This window comes from Aeromicrobium sp. (assembly GCF_047606445.1).
Classification (GTDB): Bacteria; Actinomycetota; Actinomycetes; order Propionibacteriales; family Nocardioidaceae; genus Aeromicrobium.
The window spans coordinates 36701-63235 of the sequence record NZ_JASGEK010000017.1 but is presented as its reverse complement, the minus strand read 5'-3'; the positions used below and the strand labels follow the sequence as shown (position 1 = coordinate 63235).

Here is a 26535-nt window from a genome sequence, read left to right as displayed (position 1 = left end):
CGGTCAGTCGGCGGCCTCGGCGAGCCTGCGCTCGAACTCGGCGTAGGCGATCCGCAGGTCGGCCTCGCGGTCAAGGTTCCGGAAGGGCGCCTCGTAGACGTACTCGACCCCGCTGTCAGGATGCACATGCGTTCGCTCCTTCTCAGGCACATCCGAGCCGCCCTTGCGGATCGCTGTCAGGACTGCCGTGGGCAGGACTCGTCCGTGCCGGTCGTAGACATACTGACCACGGTCGTAGCCGAAGAGCACAGGGAACTGCGTTCGGTAGATCGTGCAGAGTTCGTTGGCGCTGATCCCGAGTCCAATACCAACCAGCGCGTCGATCTCAAGCAGGGCTTGCCTTCGATCAAGGCTTCGCCGGAGCGGCACGCCCACGTGCCAATCCGACGAGGACTCACCCAAGACGGGTCGGTCGATCCGGTGGGCGCTGTCTGTCCAAGCGTCCTCGGCGAACTCCGGCGTACACGCCTCTGCCCACAGGTCGGCGTACGCTTCGGTCATGGCCGTCAGCCGCAGCAGGCGTAAGTTCAACCACGGGTAAAGGCGCTCATCAGTGACGACCGGGAGCCGCTCAAAGACGCCCTGGTAGATTCCGCTTTTCGGTGCCGCACGTACTGCGAAGTCGGCAATCAGCGACGTTACGGACGCCGCGATCGGCGCGAGATTCCGGGCGCTGCCTCCAGGCAGGCCAAATGAGAAGACGCCGTTGACGTGACTGGTGCCTGGCGGGATCACGCTGGGGATGAGCGCTCTCTCGCCCGTGTTTGCCGCCATAGCTCGGTACGCGATCCTGAAGTGTGAGCGGGCTGACGTCCATCCGCTTGGCCCGTCCCAGTGTGTGGATGCGGCGTCGTACTCGGCGCGGTCCCCGCGTGGTTTGTAGGAGGTGGCGGGGATCGCGTCGGGTGGGAGGGCTTCGAGGTCGACGGCGGTCCAGTCTTGGTTGTGCAGCATCGTCGGATTGGGCTGCTTGTAGAAGGGGTTGGCGACGTGGAGGTGGGGTCCTTGGAGGATCACCGAATCCCACGATTCAGGCACACCCCACTCGGCATCGAAGTAGCCCTTGGTCCGGTCATTCTTCTCGTGCCAGCCCGGAGAGAAGGACAACCCCAGGTCCCCAATGCGGGGCGCGGCGGCCAGTTTGTCGAGCACCGCGGCGGTGGAGCGGTTGACGGTGTAGACCATGCGGGACTGGCCGACGGGCACGTCTTCGGACTCCAGTACGGCGTGCCAGGTGCCGAGGGTGGCGAGGTCGACGCGCTGGATGCGGCTTGAATGCGGGCGGAGGTCCCACTTGCCGTCGTCGTCCTTCAAGCCGGGCTCAGTTCCTGAACCATCATGTTTGAGCGACCGGTCCACCGTGTCCGGATGGTAAAGCGACGTCGCCTGCTGAAACGCAGGTTCGCCCTCAGCGGCGTAGACATGCACCCCGAAACTGACGTGATGGTCAATCTCGAAGAGGACAAGTTCGTTCAGAAACTGCCAGTGGCGTCGCAAGCGCGTGTAGGTGGCCGAGCGCAGCAGCCCAGCTTTCTCGTCGGTGAAGTGGGTCTCGGGGTGGATGAGGCCAACCGAACCTCCGCGCTTGGTGGCCGAACCTGTTGGTTTGGCGTGCCGCCAGGTTTGCTCCATGAAGCAGCGATAGAGATCGGGCTGGAGGCCGACGAGGTGCGGGTATTGAGCCGCATCGCCCAGGAACGCCGCGATCGACGCAACATCGGCAGTGCCATCAAGCAGCAGTTCCCGAGTGCCAGGGATGGCGAGCGCGGCCTCGCGGTGTGCCTTGTTTTCGGCCGCGGTGGACTTCTTGGGTTTGAGCTGCCACCAGGGGTCGGCCTCGGCGAGCAGTGCATCGACGTCAGAGCGTGGGCGCACCCACGGCGGGTTTCCGACTTGGAGGTCGAAGCCGCCTCGTGAGAAGACCGGAGCGAAGTCGAGCTCCCAGTGGAAGAAGCCCTGCTGAGTGGCAACCCGCTCGGCGGCGGCGAGCCATGGGTGCTCGTCGAGAATGTTCTCGACGTCGCTGACCATGGCGAAGCGTAGGTCGCTCTCCTCAGCGACACCGAGGTCGTCCCAGCTCGATGCCGACGCCAGCGACAACTGACCGACAGGCTGCTTCTTCACGTTGCCGACGCGACCGAGAAGCTTCTGAAGCGTCTCGATCCACTCGTCGAGAGTCGGTGGGGCTGTCTCCTCGGTGAGCGGACAGAACCACAGGGCGCACCATGCGTCCATCACACGGCGCAGGCGGCGGTAGGCGCTGTTGGGGTCGGCGAGGCTCTGCTCGATCTGCTCACGGGTGACGGCTCCCCCGACCGGCGGACCTTCGGCGCCCCACACGTCGATGGAGCGTCGGATCTCGCTCTCAGCGATGGACAACCTGCGCCAGGCGAGTTGCCAGAGCGACTCGACCCGTCGGCTGAGACCGACCAGCGTGTCAACCTGTGCCTTGGTCGGCTGCACAAGCACCCGCTTGCGCCACTGCTTCAATCTCTCCAGCGCCTCCGGGGCCAGTTCCTTGGCTTCCTTGGCCTTGATCGCTGATCCCCAGCCCTCTGCCGGGAGCAGGAAGTGGTGGACGCTGCCACCCGTCGCGCCGTCACGGCCTTGGGCGATGTCGTCGGGCAGATCAGTGAGTGGGACATCGTTCGGGACGGCCTTCAGCCACGCGCGCTTCTTCTCGACCAGACGACGCGGGTAGACAGCGTGGCGGGCGCCGATCAGTGAGTTGCCACGGCGCAGGTGGAGGCCGAACCACGGTGCTTGCAGACCCTCCATCATCGTGTCGAGCCACAGCGAGATCTCGGCCAACTCCACGGCGGTGGAGTTGAGGTCGACACCGTAGACGTTGTGGAGCGCGAGATACGCCTTCACCTTCTGGAGTTCCTTGGGGTACTCCTCCGGGTCGATACGGTCTCCCAGCTCGTGCTGACGACGGCTGAGGTACTGCGCCGCGAGTTGCCGGACGGCCTCGATCGCGAACGCGCCCGATCCGAGCGCGGGCTCGCAGACCGTCATCGACAAGATGTCCTCGGCCGACGTCGTCGCATCCTCTTGATCGAGGAGTTCTTCGAGCGCCTGACCGACGGTGAACTTCGTCAGCACCTCGGGCGTGTAATAAGACGCCGACTGCTGGCGCTCGCGGCCGGCGAGCCGGAAGACGAACGAGCCAGCCCGGTGGAGGACGGGCTTGTGCTCGCTGGTGATCGGGTCCTCGTAGCGGACGAAATCCTTGTCGTCGATGCCGCCTGCCCGGTCGACCGGCACCAACCACGAGCCCTTGGAGCCGTCGCCGCCCTTGGCGACCTCATATAGGTCGGTCTCAGCGAATCGGCCTGTGTAAGACATCAGGCCCTCGTAGACGGCCCCGAGCTGGTTGATGCCGAGCTCGGCGTACGAGATGAAGCCCCGGTCGCTGCCGCGCTTCTCCTTGCTGAGGAGAAGGTGCTGGAGGACGCGCTGAAGTTCGATGTTGCTGAGCTTGACCTCGTCGATCAGCGCCGTGGCTGAGGGCCGGAACAGGTCCGCCTTGAGCGACCGGAAGGTGAGCGCTTGCGGCAAGCCCTCGTCCTGGTCGGTCTCAGACGGCGCGTAGCCCTGGTCGACGAGCCGGAACAGCACCGACAGCGACTCGTACAGGTGGGAACCGCTCTCCGCCTGTGGCGACGTCAGGGGCGTCTGAATCAGGTCGCGGAGCCGGTCGAGGCTGTAGCCCTGCTCATACTCCGGGGCGCCCGTCGGGAGCACGCCCAACTCCGGTGACGCCTCGGCGTAGAGGAGGAACAGGATGCGATAGAGGAACCGCAGGGACTGCTTGGCCAGCGGTTGCGCCTCGCTCTCAGGTAGCGGAGGAAGGCCCTGGGCGGCGCGTCGTGACACGACGTCATTGGCGATGATCTCGATGGAGAGGCGGACGCCTTCACGCAGATCCTGCGAGACCCCGACCGTGTGGTTGACCGACTCGTCGAGGACGTCGCGCCACCAGATGTTGCCCTCGGCGTCGGGAGCCAACGACTCGGCCGAGAGACAGGACAACACGGTGTCGGTCTCGCCGCCCTTCTTGTCGTCACTGCGTTCGCACACGAGTTGCAGGTCGATGGCGAGGTAGCGGCCTTCGGGCCAGCGCTCACGTTCGGCGACGAGCGCGATCCGTCCGGCCAGAACGAGCGCGAAGTCCGGCGCGTCATCGGCGACGAACAGAGCCGACAGAAGCCGTGAGACTGACTGGATCTGAGTGGAGTCGTCAACCTCATAGGGGTCGGCGAGCGTCGCGACATCCTTCTCCAACAGGTCGTCGGGCGTCGCCGCAGGAGCGGCGGCGATCAGCGCGACACCGGGGCCGTCAGTCAGGCTGACCTGCCGGATGAACGTCGCCGGACCAGAGGCGACATGAGTGAGGCCGAGCGCGTTGTAGCCGAGGATGTCGGCCAGGTCCTTGAGGACGCTACCGACGAGGTCGGGGGAGTCCTCCAGCGAGGCGAGACGCGAGAGCAGCGATCCGCGGGCCGCGGTGAAGCGCGAGCGCACCGAGCCGGTGTCCTTCTGCTCGTCCCAGACTTTCCGTCGCGCGAGTACCCGAGCTGTGAAGGATTGCTTCTTCGCGTCAGTGGTGAAGTAGTGCTCGCTGATCCAGTCCTCACCGATCAGAATCGCGTCGCTCGCGCTCACTGGGCACCTTCCTTCGGCACGACGACCAGCAGCGGTCGCACCATACGTTGATCAGGCAACAGAGACTCGGCGATCTCTTTCTCGCCGACCACCAGCGAGCGCCGCTCCCTGATCTCGGATCGCTGGATGAGGGCGTCGGCCTCGTCATCCCACTGGTTGACGCGGTCCGCCCACGCCGCGACGCGCGCGCGGGTGTCCTGCTCCGCCGCGTCGACGACCGTCGAGAGCGCCTCGCGGGCCTGGCGGACGGCGGGAGCGACGTAGCGAGTGAGTTCTTCGAGATCGACAGGCGCCCCAGAGTTGACGTGGTTACCGGCGATGCCGAGGGCTTCCAAGGCGCTCCGCAGACTGGAGCGCGGTTCGCTCAGGGCGAGTTGATCCGGCGCGCCCCCGACGAACCGCGTCAGCAAGAAGGACGACGCGACCACCTGGCCACGCCGGTTGCTCAGGGTGCCGTGCAACAGGACGGCGACCTCGTCGACCGGTCCGTGGACTGCGAACACCTGATTGCGTCCGAGTTGAGCGAGGGCACGGTCAGCCGCCCATTCAAGGACGGGATGGAGCGGTGACAGGTAGTGCGCCTCAGGCCACAGGGTGTGCTGACCGGCGCCACGGGCCGCTTCGAGAGACGCCTGTCCGCGGCCGATGGTCGTGGCGAGGCGGAGTCGTTCGGTCACCTCGCGGTCTTTGATGTTAGGACTGCGGCAAAACCTCGAGGCGCTTGCGCAGGTCGGGGGAAGGGGCGACGTCGGCGATCTGGTGAGCGGGCTCCTCCTTCCACGACACCCCGTCCGGCCACGGCCGTCCGGGAGTCTCCAGCACCTCGTCGAGGGCGTCACGCAGAAAGTCGAGGTCCGCGTCGTAGACAGCGGTCGGTCCATCCGTGGCCTGCTGTTCGGAACCGTCGTTCGTGTCACCGATGAGCCGGGCGAACAGGTCGTCGAAGCTGTCACCCACCCCGACCTGGCCGACTTCCCTGACCGTGTCCTCGAAACGCTGTTGACCGGCGAGCACCTTGCGGATCTCGTCTTCCTCGGTCTTGACATCGTGCTTGCCCATGAGTGAGGCGGAGTCACCGAGGGCCTGGTGGGCCTCGTGCTCGCGTTCCATCAACCGTGTGAGGACACGCAGGTCGCCCAGCGAGTTCTCGACATCGGGATCGAGCAACAGAGTGGTGATACGCGGTGGGTTCTTCTGGCCATAGCGATCCACGCGACCGTTGCGCTGCTGGATGCGGATGAGCGACCAGGGGATGTCGTAGTGGACGAGGTGGTGGCACTGCAGGTGAAGGTTGACGCCCTCGGACGCGACATCGCCCGTCACCAGAACTCGTATGGGTGACGACTCCAATTTGAAAGACTCGACGACGGCTTGTTGGTCGGTGTCGGTCAAGCCACCGTGCAGCACCTCGACCTCATCACTCTTGAACCCGAAGTCCTCGCGGAGCTTCTCGCGTAGGAAATGGAGTGTCGGTACGCGCTCGGCGAACACGACGACGCGCGTCGCTTTGCCCTTGCCGACTCCGATGGCAGCGAGGTGCGCGCGGAGGGCGTCGTACTTCGCGGTCGGTTCCGTCAGGCCTCGTTGAGCGAGGTCCTCGAGCCGTTGAAGCGCTGATTCCTCGGCCTGTTCTTCCAACGACAGCTCATGGCCGAGGCGCTTGCGCCGCGCGGAGGCCGAAGCCAGCAGAGCAGCCGGTGATGACAGGAACGCCTTGACCAGGGTCCACGGGAACAACGACGAGTTCGGCCCGGAGTAGGGACTCTTGCCGCTGACCGGGTGCAGCCATACCTCGTCGAGTTCGCGGGCGATCTCGTTCTCGATGGCGGACGCCTTGACAATCTGGTTGTCCGGCGGCAACCGCTCGGCCCAATCGCCTCCGACGTAGTTGGCGACCTCTTCGCTGTGGCGGTGCCGACGGATGACGAGGCGCTGAACCTCCTCTTCGACCAAGTCTCCGTCGGGGGTGACCGCGCTGGGTTCCAGCATGCGGATCAGTTCGGCGAAGGATTCCTTGCGACCGTTGTGAGGCGTCGCCGAGGCCAAGATGAGGGCGTCGGTGCGGCTGGACAGAAGCCGGGCGAGGCGGTTGTTCTGCGAGGCGCCGGTGACGTTATGGCTCTCGTCGATGACGACCGCGTCCCAGTGCTGCTTTCGCAGGTGGTTGATGTAACGGTCGCTCTTGAGCGTGTCGATCGAGATGATGACCCGCTTGAAGTACGCGAACGGATTGCGGTTGCCGGGCAGCTTCTGGCGGATGCGCTGGATGCCGAGCGAGTCGAGACGGACGAACGGCAGAGCGAAGCGGGTCCACATCTCGAATTGCATCTGTTCCAGGACATGCCTGGGCGTGACGATCAGTATGCGCTCGCCGCGCCCGCGCCGCACGAGCTCGGAGAGGATCATTCCGATCTCCAGCGTCTTGCCGAGACCCACCGCGTCGGCGAGCAGGATGCGCGGACGGAGGTTGTCGGGGGCGAGGGCTTTGCGCACGGCGGCCAGTTGGTACGGGAGGCTGTCGGCGAGGCCTTGCGTCGCGACGGTGAGCGTCGGATCGGTGATCGGGACAGCGGTCTTGCGGGCCATCGCTTCGAGCCAGAGCCGAGAGCGACGATGCTCGGGAGAGTCGTCGGCCACCACCGTGGCGCCGGCGGGGTCGAGAAGCTGGATCTCGTCCAACGCTGTCGAGAAGGTGGCCGAGGTGTCTCGGACAAGTTCGGAGACTCCTTGGACGGTGACGAACCACTCGCCGTCATTCGCGCGCTCAGCGCGTGTGACCAGCCACTCCTCGTCACGAATGAGCAGCACGGAGCCGGGAGCTGGAAGGGTGTCGCCCATTCGACTCATGGGCGCTGCTCTCTCGAAGTGTCTGACGTCACAGAGACAACCTATCGACAGCAGCCGGCAGAAGCGGTTGGACTGCGTGACTCCAGATGGTCATGGACGTGTCGCCTCAGGTCATGTCGACCGGTTGCGCGGTGGACTCCAAGACGCTGAGCCAGAGGTCGCCGTCGGGGGAGACGCCGTGGGTGCGGTGGGTGACGTAGGGGATCGGCACGTGCACGAAGCGGTGGCGGCGGCGTCCGACGACGAGGTCGGTGCGCCCGGCCATGCCCGCGTGCACGGCGGTGTGGGCGAGGCGCGCGCAGTAGACCGAGTCGGCGGGGTCGGCGGGGACCGACCGGATGAAGTAGCCGGGGTCGAAGTAGCGGAACAGCGACTCCTCGCCGCGTTCGGCGAACTCGGCGGTGATCCGCTCGCGCAGCAGCCGTCCGATGTCGGCGAGCTTGGCGTTGCCCGAGGCGTCGGCGCCGCCGTCGGCGGAGAGGTGTTCCTGCCCGGCCCCCTCGGCCACGACGATCACCGCGTGCCCCTGCTCGTCGACCTTGCGGCGGATGTGCGCCAGCACGCCGTTGTCGCCGTCGAGGCTGAACGGCACCTCGGGGATCAGCACGAAGTCGGCGTCGTGGTTGGCGATGGCCGAGTAGCAGGCGATGAAGCCCGCGTGTCGGCCCATCACCTTGACCAGGCCGATGCCGTTGATCGCCGCCTCGGCTTCGATCTTGGCGGCCTTGATCGACTGGGCCGCCCGGGAGTAGGCGGTCTGGAAGCCGAAGCTCTGGCCGATGTGCGGGATGTCGTTGTCGATCGTCTTCGGCACGCCGACGACCGCGATGCCGGCCTCGCGGGCGAGCGCCTCCTGGGCGAGGGCGTGCGCGCCGCGCATCGATCCGTCGCCGCCGATCACGAACAGGATGTCGATCCCGCGCCGCTGCAGGGTGTCGACCATCGCGCCGACGTCCTGCGCGCCGCGTGACGACCCGAGCACGGTGCCGCCGCGCTCGTGGATCGTCGCCACGTACTCCGGGGTCAGCTGGACCGGCGTGAACCCGTGCTCCGGGACGAGGCCCGCGTAGCCGTGCCGGAAGCCGGTGATGTCGGTGACGCCGTAGCGCTCGTAGAGGGCGAGGGTGAGCGCCCGGATCACGTCGTTGAGCCCGGGGCACAGGCCGCCGCAGGTGACGATGCCGACCTTCGTGGCAGCCGGGTCGAAGAACAGCCTCGCGCGCGGCCCGCCCGCCTCGAACGACGGCAGCTCCTCCAACGGCACGCCGCGCTCGCCGATCAGCCGGAGCGTGTCGTCGAAGAGGACGCGGTCGTCCTCGCCGACGTAGTACTCGTTCGTCGAGCGGTCCCCGACATACGCCGCGAGCGGCGAGTCGACGGTCCCCTCCCCCAGCCGGGTCACCTGCAGATCAGCGAGCGTCACCATGACGAGAGCCTAGTCGCGCCCTATGGCCCGAGGAGAGCCAGCGGCACGACGGCGAGGCTCCTACTTGACAAATACCGCACTTTCTACTTGACAAATCCCACACTGGGAGAGGTGGAGAGTGCGAGCGAACGCCACGAACGCGCTGCTAGAACTGTCCGATGCCGCTGGATTCGAGGAGTTGCCGGATCTTCGCAGCGATGTCGCTCACACGGGTGACCCGTTCCAGGACCTCGTCAGCCACGACGCTCATCGTGCTCTCCGTCGGATACTGCAGTTCGTTGCGGCGTTGTCGCATCTCGTGAAAGAAATCGGCGTCGTCGTCCTGTCCGGTTTGATGGCGCAGGACCTCCACATAGGCGACATGGCCACCGTCACGGGTGACGCGGAGGCCCTGGACGGCTAAGAGTCCTCCGACTGAGCCGCGCAGGCATTCGTAGAGCGCTTCGTAGGCGCGGGTCGGATTCGTCTGGGCCATCGCCTGCGATGTCGTGAGGTCGAGCGCGGCCTGCGAGAGAAGATGGTCGGCGTGGAAGGTGTTGGGACGCACTCGTTCGAGTGATCCGCGCTCCAACATGTCCTCGATCTCAGCGGCTCCGACGGGCCATCGCCTCATTCCACCACCGCCTCGGTCAGAGCTCATCGATGTCCGCTCCTCTCAACACGACGCGTGGCCGGTCACGCAACGTCTCGCGGAAACCGGTGTTGGCGTCGATCTTCCAGGAGACCATGGTCATGCGACGGACTGACACTTCGCGGGCGAGGCGGTGGGAGGCCTCCTTCGCCATATCTCGTACCTGGTCCATATCGGTGTCGCCGAGGAGCAGGACATCGATGTCGCCGGGCACGGGGCCGGGGACTTGGAGGTAGCGGGCGGCCCAGGAGCCGTAGATGATCGCCGACTCGACGCCGTTGATCTCGTCCAGTAGTTCGGTGAGCACGGGGATGGGTCCGAAGGACAGGGTCAGCAACTCTGTCAACGGCTTGACCAGCGGGTTGTCGTCGCGGACCTCCACGTAACGGGTGTTGCCCGCTTTCTGGGTGCGGACCAGTCCCGCGTCCTCGAGTCGGCGCACCTCGCGCAACGTCTGCTGGAGGGAAGTCCTGGCGTGATCGCTGAGTTCGCTGACGCTATGACGTCGTTCAGGAGCGAGGAAGACGCAGGCGAGGATGTCGCCCTGAGCTCGTGAGCGCAGTAGCGGCAGCAGATGGGGGGTTGAACTTCTCATAAATGTCACCTAGCTGACAGTTTAGGGAAGTTCCGGCGGGCCTTGTCAAGGGTGGTCAATCGCTCAGCTCATAGTCCTCCAGCGGATACCGGCTGGCGGCGGCGAAGGCTCCGAGGGTGGAGGTGGCGCGCAGGAGGGTGGCCTCGCCGTGCTGGTTGAAGTAGTAGCTGCGGGCGCTGCCGCAGTCGCCGAGGGCGAACACCGACGACTCGATGTTCGCGCGCATCTGGGCGAGGAACCGGGCGTTGGCCTCCTCGCCGACCTCGATCCGGGTCGCGCGTCGGCGGTCGGCCTCGGCGAGCAGCCGGTCGATGTGCTTCATCTGCGACTCGATCGTCGTGAAGTAGGACAGGCCCGAGTACGACCACGGCGAGTTCAGGCTGAAGAAGTTCGGGAAGCCGGGCACGCTGACGCCCTCGTAGGCCTGGAAGCCCTCGGCCCGCCAGAACGCGCCCAGCTCCCGTCCGTCCGTGCCCTCCACGGCGAAGGCCGGGAAGTTCGCGTCCCACAGGTCGAAGCCGGTGGCGAGGATCAGCGTGTCGATGTCGCGGCGACGGCCGTCCGTCGTGACGATGCCGCGCTCGTCGATGTGGTCGATGGAGGTCGTCTCCAAGTCGACGTGCCGCTCGTTGAACGTGCGGAAGTAGGTGTTGGAGAAGGTGGGGCGCTTGCAGCCGAAGGAGTAGTCGGGGGTGAGCGCGCGCCGCAGGTCGGGGTCCTTGACCTGACGGCGCAGATGCAGCTTCGCCCACGCCTCCGCGACCTTGTTGAGCGGATGGAACCGGCGGTACTGCAGCACGCCGATCACCATCAGCGCCTCCAGCGCCGCGCTGCCGACGAGCCGAGCGATCCGCTGGGTGAAGGGCAGCCGGGCGAAGAGCTTCTGCACGCCGCGCGGGATCGGGCCGTCGAGCTTCGGCGTCACCCAGATCGGCGTGCGCTGGTACACCGCCAGCGACCCGGCCACCCGGGCCAGCTCCGGCACCAGCTGCACCGACGTCGCGCCGGTGCCGATGATCGCCACGTCCTCGCCGGTCAGCCGGTGCGCGTCGTCCCAGCGGGCGGTGTGGATGACCTTTCCGGCGAAGGACTCCACGCCGGGGACGTCGGGGAGCCTGGGCTGCGACAGGAAGCCGGTCGCGGTGAGCAAGAGCCGCCCGCGCGTGACCGCGCCCGTGCTGTCGGTGACCGCCCACGAGCGCGTCTGCTCGTCCCACGCCGCGTTCTCGACGGTGACGCCGAAGCGCATGTGCTGGCGCAGGTCGAAGCGCTCGGCGACGTGGTCGGCGTAGGCCTTGAGCTCGGACCCCGGCGCGTACAGCCGCGACCAGTAGGGATTCGGCGCGAAGGAGTACGAGTAGGTCGACGACGGGATGTCGACCGCGAGCCCCGGATACCGGTTGACGTGCCAGGTGCCGCCGAGGTCGTCCTCGCGCTCCAGGATCACCAGGTCGCGGCGTCCGCGACGGCGCAGCGCGATGGCCGCGCCCATGCCTCCGAAGCCCGCCCCGACGATCACCGCGTCATGGATGTGGTCCGACATGACGACACCCTATAGCCCGTGGCCTGCGCAAACGTCGGTGCCGTCACATGTGAGATACGACCCTGTATCCGTCCGATGACGGGATGCGCGGGTACCGTGGGGGGATGATCGGTGACTTCATGAAGCGCCAGGCCTCGGTCTTCGAGCGGGCGAGCGTGCCGCGCGAGGGCGCCCTGCGGATCGTGCGGCGCGGCCGGGGGCCGCTGCAGGTGGTCGACCAGAAGGCGATCGTCCACGACACCCCGAGCGTGCGTTCGCGCGTGTTGGGGCGCGTCGCGCGCATCGCCGTCAAGCCCGCGCTGACGCTGGTGCCCTTCAACGACAGCACCGTCCGGCTGATCCGCCGGCTCGACGTCGTCACGTCGAAGGGACCGCGCTCGCGCTACGTCGAGCCGGTCGAGTACCGCCTCGGCGGGGTCCGGGTCGAGCAGATGACCCACCGTTACGGTCCCGACAGCGACATGACCGTCCTCTACTTCCACGGCGGCGGCTTCTTCTCCTGCGGCATCGAGACGCACCGCCGGGTGTGCGAGCGGCTCGCGCTCGTCACCGGCGCCCCCGTGATCTCGGTCGACTACATCCAGCTGCCCGACGGCGCGGTCGCCGACTCGGTCGAGGACGCCATCAACGCCTACACTGCGCTGCTGGCCGAGTCGCCGCACCCGGACAAGATCGTCGTCGCCGGCGACTCGGCGGGCGGCTACCTGTCGATGAAGGTCGCCGAGCTCGCCGCCCGTCGCGGCTTGCAGCCGCCGGCGGCGATCATCGGCTTCTCGCCGCTGCTCAGCCTCGACCCCGACCGTTTCGACAAGGGCGTCGAGCAGGTCAGCCGCATGAACGACGCCTACCTGCCGCTGCGCAAGGTGCGGGTCGTGCGCCGCCGCTGGCTGTCGAGCGAGAGCGACATCGAGGGCTGCGACTCCCCGCTCGACGCCGCCGAGTTCATCGACTCCCCCACCTTCATGATCGCCGTCGAGGACGAGATGCTGCGCCCCGAGGTCGAGGCGATGGCCTTGCAGCTCTCGGCGAAGGGCGTCGAGGTGGAGACGCACCTGTGGCGCGGCCAGGTCCACGCCTTCCCGGTGCTGGCCGACCTGCTCCCGGAGAGCCGCGAGGCGGTCCGGCTGGCCGGCGTCTTCGCCCGGCGAGCGGTCGGCGAGGAGGTCGAGGAGGCGGCGAGCCCGCACACGACGGTCGAGACCCTCGTCGGCGAGATCGTCGAGGAGGAGACTCCGCAGGAGGCGCCCGTCGTCGACGGCGTCGTGGTCGGCGACCAGCCCGACTTCGCCCCGCCGACGCGTCCGGCGATCGAGGCCGAGCCGCGCCCGGCCCGCGCATCGTGGTGGCGCCGGTTGTTCGGCCGCCGCTGAGCCCGAGCACGCGAAGGGGCCCGGAGGCGATCGCCTCCGGGCCCCTTCGCGCATGCGCTTACTCGTTGGTGAAGCTCAACTTCGCGCTGAAGCCGACGGTGGTGTCGTCCTCCATCCACGCGGTGACGCCGAGCGCCTTCAGGAAGGCGTAGTCGTCGAGCTCGTCGCCCGCGCTGCTGTCGACGGCCTCGATGGCGTCGAAGGCGGCGGCGAGGTCGACGTAGAACCCGCCGAGCGGACGGTCGTGGCCCTCGGCCACGCTCGTGAAGGCGTCGGTGCCACCGAGGCCGTTGTCGTTCTCCAGCGTGTCGGCCGCGCCGTCGTTGGTGGCGATGATGGCTCCGGAGTCGGTCTCGGTGATGTCGATGTCGACACCGGCGAGGTCCGTCAGGTCCTCAAGGATCGCGGCGGGGTCGCCGTCGGAGACGATCTCGATGCCGGCGTTGCCGGACTCGAGCACGCCTTCGACGTCCTCGTCCTCGACCGCGTCGGCGATGTCGTCGATATTGCTCGACCCGAGGTAGATGTTGAACTCGTCGCCCAACACCGTCGCGAGGTCGTCGGGCATGCTCAGTCCGGTCTGCTCCTCGATCATCTCCTCGACGTCCACGGGCTCGCTGCTGATCCCGCACTGCTCCTCGGCGTACTCCTCGTAGTCGTAGTAGTCAGTGTCGTTGAGGTAGGCGTCGAAGCAGTCCTCGTCCTCGTAGATGTCGGAGTAGCTGTCGAACTCGCCCGACATCTCAGCCCACGGCAGGAACGCCTCCCAGGCCTTCTCGGCGAGCTTGCCGCCGCCGACGATGGACAGGCCCGCGAGGGTGTCCTCGGGGAGCCCGGCGAGCCCCTCGGCCTCCGGGGCCTCGAACTTCTCGGTCAGGCTGGCGACCCCGGCCAATTCCAGGGAGTCGTCGGTGGCGCGCAGCGTGGCTGCGGAGGAGTCGACCTTGGAGTAGTAGCCCATCATGTCCTCGACCTCCGACGGCACGCCGCCGAACTCGTCCATGGCCTGCTCGACACGCTCGTTGATGGCGGCCTGGTCGTACCAGACCGAGGCGACGCCGTCCTCGCCCAGGGTGTCCATGTCGGAGGAGAACTTGTCGTTGCTGGAGAGGCTGCTCCCGTTCGCGGCCTCGACCATCGCGTCGGCGGCGTCCTGGTCGACGGTGACGACCGCGTAGCCCTCGCGGAAGGCGATGCCCGGCTCGTCGCCGGTGCCGAGCTCGTCGTCGATGTCCTCCATGATCCCGCACTCGGTGGCGAGCTTGGTGATGCCGTCCTTCGCCTTCTCCTCGTCGGTGACCTGGATGACGAGCGCCACGCTCTTGGCCAGGCTCTCGCCCGTCTCGTCCTCGTCGTCGCTGATCTCGAAGTCGTCGGTGAGCGCGACGCCGACGCGTTGGCCGATCCACGGCTCGACGTCGTCGGCGTAGCTGACGCCGCACTCGTCCTCGAGGTCGAACCAGTCGGTGAAGGCCGTCTCGCGCAGGTCGTCCTCGGAGTCGAGGCCCTCGATGCCGAGTTCCTTCTTGACGTCGGGGAGGCGGTCGATCAGGTCCATCAGCGCGATCTTCTGGCTGGCGGACGGGTCGAGGTCGACGCGCGCGTACGCGATGGTGTTGGCCGGCAGGGCGTCGGCGGGCTGCGGGCCGCCGCCGCCGAGGGTCTTGTCGTACACGGTGTAGCCGCCGTAGCCGACGCCGCCGACGACGAGGACGGCGCCCAGGACGCCGGCGCCGATCTTCAAGCCAGCGCCAGCGCCGCCGGCTGCGGCTGGTGCGGCCGGGGGAATCGGCGGAGGGGTGGCTCCGCTAGGAGGGGGAGGCAGTGCGTTGCTCATGGGACGTCCTCACGTCGTGTGGCCAGATGACGGCAGAATAGCCAAGTTCGCGTCGATCCGCCGACCCGGAAACCGGCAGGGTTGACTGTTTCTCCGTCGTTCTCCATGCTGGGTGCGTGTCCGAATCCTCAGGCTCCCCCACGCCCCAGGGCGAACGCACGCGGTTGATGCGGCAGCGCCTCATGGAGGCGACGGTCGACTGCCTGGTGGAACTGGGCTGGACCGGGACCACCACGACCGTGGTCAGCCGACGGGCCGGGGTGAGCCGGGGCGCCCAGCTGCACCACTTCCCGACGAAGCAGGACCTCGTGCTCGCGGCGGTCGAGTTCTTGACCGAGCAGCGGCTCTTCGCGATGTCCCCCTCCGAGGTCGAGCTGCCCGAGCAGGGACGCACCCGTGCCGCCGTGGAGCTGATCGCCCAGCAGTACGTCTCGCGGATCTTCTTCGCGGCGCTGGAGCTGTGGGTCGCCGCGCGCACCGACGAGGCCCTGCGCGAGGCGGTCGTGCCGCTGGAGCGTCGCTTCGGACGCGAGGCCCACCGTTACGTCGTGGAGGTGCTGGGGGTCGACGAGTCGCGCGGCCGCAACCGCCAGCTCGTCCAGGCGACCCTCGATCTGGCGCGGGGGCTGGGCCTGGCGGCCTCGCTCACCGACGACAGCCGGCGCCGGGCGGCGATCCTCGACGCCTGGGCCGACACCCTCGACCGTGAACTGGAGACCTGACATGACCGACGCCGACGCCGTGCTCGCCGATCTCGCCGCTGAGAGCGACCAACTCGACGGGTGGGTGAGCGACCTCGACGACGACGGCTGGAAGGTCGTCACCACGCCGGAGGGCTGGACCGTCGCCCACCAGATCGCCCACCTCATGTGGACCGACCGCGCCAGCCTCGCGGCCATCGCCGCCGGAGAGGAGTGGGAGGCGCTGGTCGCGACGGCGCAGGCCGACCCCTTCGGCTTCGTCGACTCCGAGGCCGAGCGCCTGGTCGAGATCGCGCCGGAGTCGATGCTGCACCACTGGCGCGACTCCCGGCAGCGGCTCGCCGACGCGCTGGCGGGGGTGCCGAAGGGCGAGAAGGTCGCCTGGTTCGGCCCGCCGATGAGCGCCACGTCGATGGCGACGGCGCGGCTGATGGAGACCTGGGCGCACGCCCACGACGTCGCCGAGGCGCTGGGGGTGGAGGTGCCGCGCACCGACCGGGTGCGGCACGTCTGCCATCTCGGGGTGCGCACGCGCGGCTTCGCGTACCTGATGCGTGGCCAGGAGGCGCCCGACGCCGAGATCCGGGTCGAGCTGACCGCGCCGTCGGGGGAGTTGTGGACCTGGGGGCCGGAGGACGCCGAGAACCGGGTCACCGGCGACGCCTGGGGCTTCGCGCTGCTCGGCACGCGGCGGCGGCACCGGGTCGACGTCGACGTGCGGGCCGAGGGCGAGGCGGCCGACGACTGGCTGAACGTCGTGCAGACCTTCGCGGGCCTGCCCGGCAACGACCCCTTGCCGTTGAGCGAGCGTGGCTGAGAAACAAACAAGCAAGCTTGACTGTTTGTTGACGAACGGGCAGGATGCCGATGTGACCACACGCATCGGCAACTGCTCGGGCTATCTCGGCGACCGCCTCTCCGCCATGCGCGAGATGTTGGAGGGCGGCGACCTCGACTACCTCACCGGCGACTACCTCGCCGAGCTGACCATGCTCATCCTGGGCGGCCAGCAAATGAAAGACCCCGACCTCGGCTACGCGCGCACCTTCGTGCGGCAGGTCGCGGACTGCCTCGCGCTCGCCCAGGAGAAGGGCGTGCGCATCGTCGCCAACGCGGGCGGTCTCAACCCGGCCAGCCTGGCCGCGAAACTGCGCGAGGTCGCGGCCGAGCAGGGGATCGAGGTGGCGGTCGCGCACGTCGAGGGCGACGACGTCCGGAGCCGTTTCGAGGGCGCGATGACCGCCAACGCCTACCTCGGAGCCTTCGGCATCGCCGCCGCGCTCGACGCCGGCGCCGACGTCGTGGTCACCGGCCGGGTCACCGACGCCTCGGTCGTCGTCGGTCCGGCGATCCACGCGCACGGCTGGGGACGTGACGACCTCGACGCGCTGGCGGGGGCGGTCGTCGCCGGACACGTGGTCGAGTGCGGCACCCAGGCCACCGGCGGCAACTTCAGCGGCTTCGGGTCGATCCCGACCGACCAGCCGCTCGGCTTCCCGATCGCCGAGATCGACGCCGACGGGTCGAGCGTCATCACCAAGCACGCCGGGACCGGCGGCGCGGTCACGGTCGACACGGTCACGGCCCAGTTGGTCTACGAGATCCAGACGCAGGTCTACGCCAACCCCGACGTCGTCACCCACCTCGACACGGTCGAGCTGGCCCAGGAGGGTCCGGACCGGGTGCGGATCAGCGGCGTGCGCGGGTCGACCGCGCCGGTCGACACGAAGGTCTGCCTCAACTTCTTCAGCGGCTTCCGCAACCAGGTCGCCTTCTATCTGACCGGACTCGACATCGCCGAGAAGGCGGCGTGGGCGCGGGCGCAGTTGGAGGCGGCGATGGCGGTGGACCCGCCCGACGAGGTGGTCTGGCGCTTCGACGACACCGCGGTCGCCGACCCGGTCACCCAGGCGCACGGCACGTCGGTCCTGCACTGCCACGTCCGCAGCGCCCAGCCCGATCCGGTGGGGCGGAACTTCAGCGACGCCGCGGTCCAGATCGCGCTGGCGTCGTACCCGGGCTTCTATCTGACGGCGATGCCCACGAAGGGCACCCCCTACGGCGTCTACCGTCCCGACTACCTGCCGCAGGCCGAGGTCCCGCACGTCGTCGTCCTCCCCGACGGCTCCCGCCTCGACATCCCCCCACCTTCTTCCATGGTCCCGTTCTCGCCAGATTTGCTGAGTAGTCCACCGAATGAGGCGGAGGAAACGGTGGATAAGTCAGCAAATCTGGGAGAGACGCGAGCCGTGGCGCTGGGGGAGCTGGCGCACGCGCGGTCGGGGGACAAGGGCGGCAACGCGAACGTGGGGGTGTGGGTCCCGGCCGACCACCCGCGCCGCGCCGAGGCCTTCGCCTGGCTGGCCGCCGAGCTGACGCCCGAGCGGGTGCGCGAGCTGTTGCCGGAGGCCGCCGAACTCGACGTCGACGTCTACCCGCTGCCCAACCTCGCGGGCGTCAACATCGTCATCCACGGCCTGCTCGGCGAGGGGGTTGCGTCGTCGACCCGGCTCGACCCGCAGGCCAAAGCCGTCGGCGAGTGGCTGCGCGCCCGCGTCGTCGACATCCCCGTCGAACTTTTGGAGAGCGCATGAGCCCCTGGACCACCCCCGAACGGCAGGCCTTGCGCCAGGCCGTCACCGACTTCACCAAGGCCGAGATCGTCCCGCACCTCGACCAGTGGGAGGACGACGGCATCCTGCCGCGCGAACTCCATCAGAAGACCGCCGACGCCGGATTCCTGGGCATCGGCTTCCCCGAGGAGGCCGGTGGCGCCGGCGGCGACCTCGTGGACGCCTATGTGGCGGCCGAGGCGATGCTCTTGGCGGGCGCCTCCGGGGGCGTGCAGGCGAGTCTGTTCACCCACTCGATCGCCGTGCCGCACATCATCGACAGCGTCCGATCCGGGGGAGGCAACCCCGATCTGATCGACCGCTACGTCCGCCCGACGCTCGCCGGGGAGAAGATCGGCTCGCTCGCCGTCACCGAGCCCGGCGGCGGCTCCGACGTCGCCGGCATCCGCACCCGCGCGGTGCGCGACGGCGACGACTACATCGTCAACGGCGCGAAGATGTTCATCACCTCCGGCGTCCGCGCCGACTTCGTCACCACGGCCGTGCGTACCGGGGAGGCCGGGCACGGCGGCATCAGCCTGCTCGTCATCGACAAAGGCACGCCCGGCTTCACCGTCAGCCGCAGCCTGCGCAAGATGGGCTGGCACTGCTCCGACACCGCCGAGCTGGCCTTCGACAACGTGCGGGTGCCGGCCACGAACCTCGTCGGCGAGGAGAACAGCGGCTTCTACCAGATCGCACAGCAGTTCGTCGCCGAGCGGCTGAGCCTCGCCGTCACCGGCTACGCCACCGCGCAGCGCTGCCTCGACCTCGCCGTCGCCTACGCCAAGGACCGCGACACCTTCGGGCGTCCGTTGTCGACCCGCCAGGTGATCCGGCACAAGCTGGTCGACATGCACGCGCGGATCGCCGCCGCCCGGGCGCTGACCCGCCAGGCCGTCGAGCGCTCGCTGACCACCACGAAGTCCGATCCGTCGATGATCCTCGACGCCGTGATCGCCAAGGACCAGGCCATCGCCTGCGCCGAGCACGTCGCGCACGAGGCGGTCCAGATCTTCGGCGGCATGGGCTACATGCGCGAGACCGAGGTCGAGCGCCACTACCGCGACGTCCGCATCCTCGGCATCGGCGGCGGAGCCAACGAGGTCATGCGCGACCTCGCCGCGAAACTCATGGGTCTGTGAGAGGAACACCGTGAAGACAGCCATCGACACCTCGTCCGCGACCTACGCGGCCAACCGGGAGGCGATGCTCGAACGCGTCGCCTCGCTCGCCGAGGAGCACGCGAAGGCGCTCGCCGGAGGCGGTGAGAAGTACGTCAAGCGCCACCACGACCGCGGCAAGCTCGGCGCCCGCGAGCGGATCGAGCTGCTGCTCGACCCCGACTCCCCCTTCCTGGAGCTGTCCACGCTGGCCGGCTGGGGCACCGAGTTCAACGTCGGCGGCTCGCTCGTCACCGGTATCGGCGTGGTCGAGGGCGTCGAGTGCATGATCGTCGCCAACGACCCGACGGTGAAGGGCGGCGCGTCGAATCCGTACACGCTGCGCAAGAGCTTCCGCGCCTCGCAGATCGCCGCCGAGAACAAGCTGCCGACGGTGAGCCTGGTGGAGTCCGGCGGCGCCGACCTCCAGACGCAAAAAGACATCTTCATCCCGGGCGGTCGCATGTTCCGCGACATCACCCGGGCCAGCGCCGACCGCATCCCGTCGGTCTCGCTCGTCTTCGGCAACTCGACCGCCGGCGGCGCGTACATCCCCGGCATGAGCGACTACGTGGTCATGGTCAAAGAGGGCGCGAAGGTGTTCCTCGGCGGCCCGCCGCTGGTCAAGATGGCGACCGGCGAGGAGTCCGACGACGAGTCGCTGGGCGGCGCGGAGATGCACGCGCGCACCTCGGGCCTGGCCGACTACCTCGCCGTCGACGAGTACGACGCGATCCGTCTCGGCCGTCAGATCGTGCGCCGTCTCAACCACCGCAAGGCCGGACCCGCGGTGCGGACCGACTACGCCGAGCCGGCCTACGACGTCGAGGAGCTGCTCGGCATCACCCCGACCGACCTCAAGATCCCCTTCGACCCGCGCGAGGTGATCGCCCGGATCGTCGACGGCTCGGAGTTCGACGAGTTCAAGCCGCTGTACGGGTCCAGCCTCGTCACCGGTTTCGCCGAGCTGCACGGCCACCCGATCGGCATCCTCGCCAACGCGCAGGGCGTGCTGTTCAGCGAGGAGGCCGAGAAGGGCGCGCAGTTCATCCAGCTCGCCAACCAGAGCGACACACCGCTGCTGTTCCTGCACAACACGACCGGCTACATGGTCGGCGCGCAGTACGAGCAGGGCGGCATCATCAAGCACGGCGCGCGCATGATCAACGCCGTCTCGAACTCGACGGTGCCGCACCTGTCGGTCGTCATCGGCGGCTCCTACGGCGCGGGCCACTACGGCATGAGCGGGCGCGCCTACGACCCGCGCTTCATGTTCAGCTGGGCCAACGCGAAGTCGGCGGTCATGGGTCCGGCGCAGTTGGCGGGGGTCGTGGAGATCGTCGCCAAGCAGTCGGCCGAGTCGAAGGGGCAGCCCTTCAACGACGAGGAGTTCGCGCCGATCAAGCGCATGATCGAGGACCAGATCGAGGCGCAGTCGCTGGCCTACTTCACCTCGGGCCTGCTGTACGACGACGGCGTGATCGACCCGCGCGACACCCGCGCGATCCTCGGCATCTGCCTGTCGGCCATCCACACCGCCCCCGTCCAGGGCGCCGAGGGATATGGAGTCTTCCGATGATCCGTTCTGTTCTGGTCGCCAATCGTGGCGAGATCGCGCGGCGGGTCTTCCGCACCTGCCGGGAGCTCGGCATCCGCACGGTCGCGGTGTACTCCGACGCGGACGCGGACGCGCCCCACGCGCGTGAGGCCGACGTCGCGGTCCCGCTGCCGGGCAACACCGCCGCCGAGACGTACCTGCGCGGCGACCTCGTGATCGCCGCCGCGAAGGCCGCGGGCGCCGACGCCATCCACCCCGGCTACGGCTTCCTGTCGGAGAACGCCGACTTCGCGCGTCAGGTGGTCGAGGCCGGTCTCACGTGGATCGGTCCGACCCCGGAGTCGATCGAGGCGATGGGCAGCAAGATCCGCGCCAAGGAGCTGATGGCCGAGGCGGGCGTGCCGATCCTGGAGGTCGACCCGGCCGCCGCGAAGCCTGACGATTTCCCGCTGCTCGTCAAGGCGTCCGCCGGCGGCGGCGGACGCGGCATGCGCGTGGTCGAGAGCGCCGACGACCTGGAGCGCGAGCTGGCCGCCGCCCGCTCGGAGGCCGAGTCGGCCTTCGGCGACGGCACGGTCTTCGTCGAGCCCTACCTGCCGACCGCGCGCCACGTCGAGGTGCAGGTCGTCGCCGACACCCACGGCACGGTCTGGATCCTCGGCGACCGCGACTGCTCGATCCAGCGCCGCCATCAGAAGGTGGTCGAGGAGGCCCCCGCGCCGAACCTCTCCGAGGCGACGCGCGAGGCCCTGCACACCGCCGCCCGGAACGCCGCCCAGGCGGTCGACTATGTCGGCGCGGGCACGGTGGAGTTCCTGGTCGACGGCGACCGTCCGTTCTTCCTGGAGATGAACACGCGCCTGCAGGTCGAGCACCCGGTGACCGAGGAGGTCTTCGGCGTCGACCTGGTCGAGGCGCAGATCGCCGTGGCCGAGGGCCGCGAGCTGGGCGACGACCCGGGCGTTCCGTTCGGGCACGCCATCGAGGTGCGCCTCTACGCCGAGGACGCCGCCGACGACTGGTCGCCCCAGACCGGCGTGCTGCGGACCTTCGAGACGCCTGACACGGTGCGCGTCGACTCGGCCGTCGAGTCCGGCTCGGTCGTGTCGCACTTCTACGACCCGATGATCGCCAAGGTCGTCGCCTACGCCGAGGACCGCCACCAGGCGATCCGTGTGCTCGACGACGCCCTGCGCCGCACCCGCCTGCACGGCCTCGTCACCAACCGCGACCTGTTGCGCGGCGTGCTGGCTGACGACGAGTTCGTCGCGGGGAACGTGCACACGGCGCTGCTCGGCGAGCGGATCGACGACTGGACCGCCCCGCCGCTCACGACCGAGCAGCGCGACCGCCTGGTGCTGGCCGCCGCGCTCGCCCAGGCGCGGTCGGTGTCGGGCCGCATCCCGACGGCCTTCCGCAACGTCCCGAGCCAGCCGCGCGTCCGCCGGTACACGGTCGGCGGCGAGGAGGTCGAGGCGAGCTACTCCGGTTCGGTCCGGGGCCTGACCAGTGAGATCGCCGAGGTCGTCTCGGCCGAGGCCGACCGGGTCGTCCTCGCGGTCGACGGGATCCGCGAGACCTACGAGGTCGCGATCAGCGACGACCACGTCGACGTCGACGGGCCGCACGGCTCCCTCGACCTCGCCGTCGTGCCGACCTTCGTCGACCCGGCCGACGTGGTCGCCGAGGGCTCGCTGCTCGCGCCGATGCCCGCCTCGGTCGTCAGCGTCGCGGTCGAGGCCGGACAGCAGGTGGCCAAGGGCGACACGGTCGTCGTCCTGGAGGCCATGAAGATGCAGCACACCATCGCCGCGCCGACCGACGGCGTGGTCAGCGAGCTCGCCGTCAGCGCGGGACAACAAGTGGAGACCGGCGCCGTGCTCGCCGTCATCAACGCGGAAGGAGGCCCCGCATGACCAACGCGTTCATCGAGTCCGAGGAGCGCCGTGAGCTCCGCAAGGCCGTCTTCGAGTTCACCCAGGGCTACGGCTCGGACTACTTCCTCAAGGCCGCGCACGCGGGCGAGAAGACGACCGAGCTGTGGGACGCCGCCGCGAAGAACGGCTACCTCGGCGTCAACCTGCCCGAGGAGTACGGGGGAGGCGGGGGCGACCTCGGCGACCTCGCCGCGGTGCTGGAGGAGATGGCCGCCGCGGGCGCGCCGCTGCTCATGATGGTCGTCTCCCCGGCCATCGTCGGCACGATCATCGCCGAGTTCGGCACCGACGACCAGAAGCAGCGGTGGCTGCCGGGCGTCGCGAGCGGCACGGCCAAGTACGCCTTCGGCATCACCGAGGCCGACGCCGGGTCGAACTCGCACAAGATCGTCACGACGGCCTACCGCACCGAGGACGGCGGCTGGCGGTTGAAGGGCAATAAGACCTTCATCTCCGGCGTCGACGAGGCCAGCCACATCCTCATCGTCTCGCGCACCGAGGACGCCAAGACCGGGAGTCTCAAGCCCGCGCTGTTCATGGTGCCGACCGACGCCCCGGGCCTGGTGAAGACCGAGATCGACATGGGCCTGGTCATCCCGGAGAAGCAGTTCACGCTGTTCCTCGACGACGTCGTGCTGCCCTACGACGCGCTGGTCGGCAGCGAGGACGCCGCCATCGCGCAGCTGTTCGCGGGCCTCATCCCCGAGCGCATCATGGGCGCGTCGATGGCGCTCGGGTCGGCGCGGCTCGCGGTGCAGCGGGCGGTCGCCTACGCCAAGGAGCGCAAGGTCTTCAAGGACACGCCGATCGGCGCGCACCAGGCCATCGCGCACCCGCTCGCCGAGATCCACATGGAGATCGAGATGGCGCGGCTGATGACGCAGAAGGCGGCCGCGCTGCACGCCGTCGGCGACCACATGGGCGCGGGCGAGGCGGCCAACATCGCCAAGTACGCGGCCGGCGAGGTGTCGGTGAAGGCCGTCGACCAGGCGATCCAGACGCACGGCGGCAACGGCCTGGCCCGCGAGTACCAACTGGTCGACATGCTCGCTTCCACGCGTCTCGGCCGGATCGCACCGGTCAGCCGCGAGATGGTGCTCAACTTCGTCGCCCAGTTCTCCCTGGGCCTGCCCAAGTCGTACTGAGGGGGCGACGATGACCGAACTCGTCCATCTGGACACCGCCGACGGCGTCGCGACCATCACGCTCGACAGCGAGCACAACCGCAACGCGCTGAGCCGCCAGTTGGTGACCGAGCTGATCGGCCACCTCGACACGGCCGTCGCCGACGACGCCGCGAAGGTGGTCGTGCTGCGGTCGGCGCACCGGGTGTTCTGCTCGGGCGCGGACCTGTCGGAGGCGGCAACGACCGATCCGACCGAGGGCGCGCGCGCGATGGTCGGGCTGCAGCGGCAGATCGCGACGGCGCCGAAGCCGGTGGTCGTGGTGCTCGGCGGCCCGGTCCGGGCGGGCGGGCTCGGCATCGTCGGCGCGGCCGACGTCGTGCTGGCGGCGGAGTCGGTCAACTTCGCGCTGACCGAGGTGCGCCTCGCGGTCGCCCCGGCGATCATCTCGCTGACCCTGCTGGAGCGGTTCAGCTCGCGCACCGCCGCCGACCTGTTCTTGACGGGCCGCAAGTTCAGCGCCGCCGAGGCGGTGGCTGCGGGCCTGGTCACCCGGGCGGTCCCCGACGAGGAGCTGGAGACGGCGCTCGCCGACCTGCTGGCCGACCTCGCCCAGGGCTATCCGCAGGGTTTCCGCGAGACGAAGCTGCTGCTCAACCACGATCTCGTCGCCCGCATCGACACCCTCGGCGAGGACGTCGCCGCCCAGTCGGCGCGTTTATTCGCAAGCGACGAGGCCCGCGAGGCCATCATGGCGTTCCTCTCCCGCCCGAAGGGCTGATGCGTCGATGCTTCCAGGTAACTGTGGACAACGCCTTTGACGCCTTCGTGAGCGCCGATCATGCTCGTGGGCATGTCGATTCTCGGGGAAGTGAGGCACCATGAGTGTCATGGAGACGTTGCCGGTGGTCGAAACACTCCAGGTGCGGGGGAGTTGGAAGGTCGCCGACCTGGAGGCGTTGCCCGATGACGGTCGTCGCTATGAGCTCATCGACGGAGCGCTGGTCGTGAGCCCCGCGCCTCGTCCGGTCCACCAGGAGGTCGTTGTTCGGCTGTGGCAGTTGCTCGACGCGGCTGCTCCGGATCATCTGGCAGTCCATGTGGCGCCGCTCGATGTGGTGCTGGACGATGACACGGTGGCGCAGCCCGATGTCCTCGTGGCCCCTCGCGAGGCGTTCTCCGAGGTCAACCTGCCCGAGGCGCCGCTCCTCGCGGTGGAGGTGCTGTCGCCCGGCACCGCCATTCTCGACCTGAACGTCAAGAAGGCTCGTTATGAGCGGGCCGGCATCGCGTCGTACTGGATCGTCGACCCGGAGTCGCTACGTCTCACGGCGTACGAGCTGGGCGAGGGTGTGTACTCGGTGGTGGCGGAGGTCGGCGCCGATGAGACCTGGACTGCGCAGCAACCTTTCGAGGTCACGATCACGCCGGGTGAGCTGAAGCGCTGACATCTTCCGCCTCGAAAGACTTCAGGCGACGATGTGGGTGACGGGGAGGTTGGAGTCGGCGCGCAGGTCGAGGGCCGAGGGGGTCAGGCCGCGGCGTACGACCTCGGCGCCGAGCGCGGCGACCATCGCGCCGTTGTCGGTGCACAGGCCGAGGCGGGGGACGCGCAGTTCCAGGCCGGCGTCGGCGCAGCGCTGTTCGGCGTACCGGCGCAGCCGGGAGTTGGCCGCGACGCCGCCGCCGATGACGAGGGTGTCGACGTCGTGCTCGCGGCAGGCCTCGACGGCTTTCGCGGTGAGCACGTCGCAGACGGCGTCCTGGAAGCTCGCCGCGACGTCGGCGACGGCCGGCTCGCGTCCGGCCAACCGCTCGCGCTGCGCATGGCGGGCGACCGCGCTCTTGAGGCCGGAGAAGGAGAAGTTCCAGCGGTGCTTCTCCCGGTCGCGGGCGGCGGTCAGGCCGCGGGGGAAGGCGACCGCGGAGGGGTCGCCGTCGGCCGCGACGCGGTCGATGTGCGGGCCGCCCGGGTAGGGCAGGCCGAGCAGTCGGGCGACCTTGTCGAAGGCCTCGCCGGCGGCGTCGTCGATGGTCTGGCCGAGCAGGGTGATGTCGGCGGCGATGTCGTCGACGAGCAGGATCTCGGAGTGCCCGCCGCTGGCCAGCAGCGCCACGACCCGTCGGTCGAGGCGGCCGTGCTCCAACTGGTCGACCGCGACGTGCGCGGCGAGGTGGTTGACGCCGAACAGGGGGAGGCCGTGGGCGACCGACAGGGCCTTCGCCCCGGCCAGTCCGACGAGCAGCGCGCCGGTGAGCCCGGGGCCGCTGGTGACGGCGAGGGCGTCGACGTCGGCCATGGTCAGCCCGGCCTCGGCGAGCGCGCCGTCCAGCGTCGGGACGAAGGCCTCCAGGTGGGCGCGGCTGGCGACCTCCGGCACGATGCCGCCGAAGCGGACGTGCTCGTCCATGCTGGACGCGACGACGTGGGCCAGCAGCTCCGTCCCGCGCACGACGCCGACGCCCGTCTCGTCGCACGAGGACTCGACGCCGAGGACGATGGGTTCGCTCACGCGCCCCATC

The 26535-nt window shown here is 68.9% G+C and carries 19 protein-coding genes and 1 pseudogene; 10 read left to right on the top strand and 10 right to left on the bottom strand.

The genetic code is table 11. The features are described from left to right. Positions 1-3: 3 nt before the first annotated feature. The 8 genes and pseudogenes from QM621_RS04525 to QM621_RS04490 all read right to left on the bottom strand — a co-directional run bounded on the left by QM621_RS04525 (position 4) and on the right by QM621_RS04490 (position 11710). Positions 4-4668, bottom strand: a complete 4665-nt coding sequence (locus QM621_RS04525) for a class I SAM-dependent DNA methyltransferase (protein WP_414989168.1) — start codon at positions 4666-4668, stop codon at positions 4-6. Beyond that, the gene (locus tag QM621_RS04520; protein WP_414989167.1) at positions 4665-5345 is read right to left on the bottom strand and encodes a hypothetical protein; all 681 of its coding nucleotides are present in this window, start codon (positions 5343-5345) and stop codon (positions 4665-4667) included. Before QM621_RS04520 ends, QM621_RS04525 begins: the two co-directional genes overlap by 4 nt. 16 nt (positions 5346-5361) lie before the next feature. Continuing rightward, the gene (locus QM621_RS04515) at positions 5362-6306 is read right to left on the bottom strand and encodes a C-terminal helicase domain-containing protein (RefSeq protein WP_414989221.1); all 945 of its coding nucleotides are present in this window, start codon (positions 6304-6306) and stop codon (positions 5362-5364) included. A gap of 312 nt (positions 6307-6618) precedes the next feature. Continuing rightward, a pseudogene (locus QM621_RS04510) lies at positions 6619-7506 on the bottom strand (DEAD/DEAH box helicase); the annotation flags it as partial. A gap of 115 nt (positions 7507-7621) precedes the next feature. Further along, positions 7622-8941 carry an ATP-dependent 6-phosphofructokinase gene (locus tag QM621_RS04505; RefSeq protein ID WP_414989166.1) on the bottom strand — a complete coding sequence of 440 codons (1320 nt, stop codon included), beginning with the start codon at positions 8939-8941 and terminating at the stop codon, positions 7622-7624. A 145-nt stretch (positions 8942-9086) separates the two neighbouring features. Further along, the gene (locus tag QM621_RS04500; protein WP_414989165.1) at positions 9087-9554 is read right to left on the bottom strand and encodes a hypothetical protein; all 468 of its coding nucleotides are present in this window, start codon (positions 9552-9554) and stop codon (positions 9087-9089) included. Between the two features lie 16 nt (positions 9555-9570). Then, a complete protein-coding gene (locus QM621_RS04495) occupies positions 9571-10167 on the bottom strand; it encodes a winged helix-turn-helix domain-containing protein (protein WP_414989164.1) in 597 nt (198 codons plus the stop codon). Positions 10168-10222: 55 nt separating this feature from the next. Beyond that, the gene (locus QM621_RS04490; RefSeq protein WP_414989163.1) at positions 10223-11710 is read right to left on the bottom strand and encodes a flavin-containing monooxygenase; all 1488 of its coding nucleotides are present in this window, start codon (positions 11708-11710) and stop codon (positions 10223-10225) included. Between the two features lie 104 nt (positions 11711-11814). Between QM621_RS04490 and QM621_RS04485 the strand changes: the two genes are divergently transcribed. Next, positions 11815-13080 (top strand): alpha/beta hydrolase, encoded by a 1266-nt coding sequence (locus QM621_RS04485; RefSeq protein ID WP_414989162.1) that lies wholly within the window; start codon positions 11815-11817, stop codon positions 13078-13080. Positions 13081-13138: 58 nt separating this feature from the next. On the opposite strand, the gene QM621_RS04480 is transcribed toward QM621_RS04485, so the two are convergent. Beyond that, positions 13139-14824: a DUF3352 domain-containing protein gene (locus QM621_RS04480; protein WP_414989161.1), complete on the bottom strand. Its 1686-nt coding sequence runs from the start codon at positions 14822-14824 to the stop codon at positions 13139-13141. A 209-nt stretch (positions 14825-15033) separates the two neighbouring features. On the opposite strand from QM621_RS04480, the gene QM621_RS04475 reads away from it, so the two are divergent. The 9 genes from QM621_RS04475 (at position 15034) to QM621_RS04435 (ending at position 25460) form a co-directional block, all read left to right on the top strand. Beyond that, positions 15034-15639 carry a TetR family transcriptional regulator gene (locus tag QM621_RS04475; RefSeq protein WP_414989160.1) on the top strand — a complete coding sequence of 202 codons (606 nt, stop codon included), beginning with the start codon at positions 15034-15036 and terminating at the stop codon, positions 15637-15639. A gap of 1 nt (position 15640) precedes the next feature. Then, positions 15641-16435 (top strand): TIGR03084 family metal-binding protein, encoded by a 795-nt coding sequence (locus tag QM621_RS04470; RefSeq protein ID WP_414989159.1) that lies wholly within the window; start codon positions 15641-15643, stop codon positions 16433-16435. 52 nt (positions 16436-16487) lie between these two features. After that, a complete protein-coding gene (locus tag QM621_RS04465; protein ID WP_414989158.1) occupies positions 16488-18212 on the top strand; it encodes an acyclic terpene utilization AtuA family protein in 1725 nt (574 codons plus the stop codon). Continuing rightward, a complete protein-coding gene (locus tag QM621_RS04460; protein ID WP_414989157.1) occupies positions 18209-19375 on the top strand; it encodes an acyl-CoA dehydrogenase family protein in 1167 nt (388 codons plus the stop codon). The genes QM621_RS04465 and QM621_RS04460 overlap by 4 nt, the downstream gene beginning before the upstream one ends. A 10-nt stretch (positions 19376-19385) precedes the next feature. Then, positions 19386-20972, top strand: coding sequence for an acyl-CoA carboxylase subunit beta (locus QM621_RS04455; protein ID WP_414989156.1), 1587 nt, complete (start codon positions 19386-19388; stop codon positions 20970-20972). Then, positions 20969-22867 (top strand): acetyl/propionyl/methylcrotonyl-CoA carboxylase subunit alpha, encoded by a 1899-nt coding sequence (locus QM621_RS04450; RefSeq protein WP_414989155.1) that lies wholly within the window; start codon positions 20969-20971, stop codon positions 22865-22867. Before QM621_RS04455 ends, QM621_RS04450 begins: the two co-directional genes overlap by 4 nt. Then, positions 22864-24033: an acyl-CoA dehydrogenase family protein gene (locus QM621_RS04445; RefSeq protein ID WP_414989154.1), complete on the top strand. Its 1170-nt coding sequence runs from the start codon at positions 22864-22866 to the stop codon at positions 24031-24033. Before QM621_RS04450 ends, QM621_RS04445 begins: the two co-directional genes overlap by 4 nt. Positions 24034-24043: 10 nt before the next feature. Further along, entirely contained in the window at positions 24044-24793 is a 750-nt protein-coding gene (locus QM621_RS04440; RefSeq protein ID WP_414989153.1) for an enoyl-CoA hydratase-related protein, read from the top strand. A gap of 109 nt (positions 24794-24902) precedes the next feature. Next, positions 24903-25460 (top strand): Uma2 family endonuclease, encoded by a 558-nt coding sequence (locus QM621_RS04435; protein ID WP_414989152.1) that lies wholly within the window; start codon positions 24903-24905, stop codon positions 25458-25460. Positions 25461-25481: 21 nt separating this feature from the next. Here the strand turns inward: QM621_RS04435 and tsaD are convergent, their stop codons facing one another. After that, positions 25482-26525: a tRNA (adenosine(37)-N6)-threonylcarbamoyltransferase complex transferase subunit TsaD gene (gene tsaD / locus QM621_RS04430; protein ID WP_414989151.1), complete on the bottom strand. Its 1044-nt coding sequence runs from the start codon at positions 26523-26525 to the stop codon at positions 25482-25484. Positions 26526-26535 lie beyond the last annotated feature (10 nt).

Excerpts from the sequence above, each read along its gene's own strand:
- QM621_RS04505 (WP_414989166.1), bottom strand. The coding sequence starts at position 8,941 with ATGGTGACGCTCGCTGATCTGCAGGTGACCCGGCTGGGGGAGGGGACC.
- QM621_RS04500 (WP_414989165.1), bottom strand. The coding sequence starts at position 9,554 with ATGAGGCGATGGCCCGTCGGAGCCGCTGAGATCGAGGACATGTTGGAG.
- QM621_RS04495 (WP_414989164.1), bottom strand. The coding sequence starts at position 10,167 with ATGAGAAGTTCAACCCCCCATCTGCTGCCGCTACTGCGCTCACGAGCT.
- QM621_RS04490 (WP_414989163.1), bottom strand. The coding sequence starts at position 11,710 with ATGTCGGACCACATCCATGACGCGGTGATCGTCGGGGCGGGCTTCGGA.
- QM621_RS04485 (WP_414989162.1), top strand. The coding sequence starts at position 11,815 with ATGATCGGTGACTTCATGAAGCGCCAGGCCTCGGTCTTCGAGCGGGCG.
- QM621_RS04470 (WP_414989159.1), top strand. The coding sequence starts at position 15,641 with ATGACCGACGCCGACGCCGTGCTCGCCGATCTCGCCGCTGAGAGCGAC.
- QM621_RS04460 (WP_414989157.1), top strand. The coding sequence starts at position 18,209 with ATGAGCCCCTGGACCACCCCCGAACGGCAGGCCTTGCGCCAGGCCGTC.
- QM621_RS04450 (WP_414989155.1), top strand. The coding sequence starts at position 20,969 with ATGATCCGTTCTGTTCTGGTCGCCAATCGTGGCGAGATCGCGCGGCGG.
- QM621_RS04445 (WP_414989154.1), top strand. The coding sequence starts at position 22,864 with ATGACCAACGCGTTCATCGAGTCCGAGGAGCGCCGTGAGCTCCGCAAG.
- QM621_RS04440 (WP_414989153.1), top strand. The coding sequence starts at position 24,044 with ATGACCGAACTCGTCCATCTGGACACCGCCGACGGCGTCGCGACCATC.
- QM621_RS04435 (WP_414989152.1), top strand. The coding sequence starts at position 24,903 with ATGGAGACGTTGCCGGTGGTCGAAACACTCCAGGTGCGGGGGAGTTGG.